Source organism: Candidatus Regiella insecticola LSR1 (assembly GCF_000143625.1).
Taxonomy (GTDB): Bacteria; Pseudomonadota; Gammaproteobacteria; order Enterobacterales; family Enterobacteriaceae; genus Regiella; species Regiella insecticola.
Genome location: NZ_GL379685.1, coordinates 1 through 558 on the forward strand (window position 1 = coordinate 1; position 558 = coordinate 558).

A 558-nucleotide genomic window follows, 5' to 3' on the forward strand; every position below is an offset into this window, starting at 1 on the left:
AAAATCATTTATTGGAAAAAACAGTAGGCCTTGATATTAATCACCAAAGCCATGTCATGTTATGCGGTAATCCCCAGATGGTACGTGATACTCAAAAAATACTGCAAGACACACGTCAAATGCAGAAAAATTTACGTGGTCAACCCGGACATATCAGCAGTGAACAATATTGGTAATCTTCTGCTTTAATAGTCTGTTCCAAATCTTCTTTGCGTTCTTTTTGACAAAAATTTCGAACAGCCTCTCATACTATAGCCTTCGCTTTTGAAGCAAAAAAATCTGGAGAAATAAACATGTGTCGTCGTCCACTGGTTATGGGGAACTGGAAATTAAATGGTAGTCAGCAAATGGTTGCAAAATTAATTACTGAATTACGTACAACATTGAGTGGGATCCAGAATTGTAGTGTTGCCATTGCGCCCCCAATGGTTTATCTCGCTCAAGCTCGAGCTCAGCTGGTGGATGGGGGTGACAATATTTCTCTGGCAGCACAAAATGTCGATGTTAATCTCAAAGGGGCTTTTACTGGAGAGATTGCGGCTTCAATGCTAAAAGAGA

The 558-nt window shown here is 40.0% G+C and carries 1 protein-coding gene and 1 pseudogene; both read left to right on the forward strand.

The annotated features are described in order from the left end of the window. Positions 1–176, forward strand: a pseudogene (locus tag REG_RS14410) (ferredoxin--NADP(+) reductase); the annotation flags it as partial. 117 nt (positions 177–293) lie between these two features. Further along, on the forward strand, positions 294–558 hold a 265-nt coding region (locus REG_RS14890; RefSeq protein WP_039908630.1), incomplete at its 3' end, for a triose-phosphate isomerase.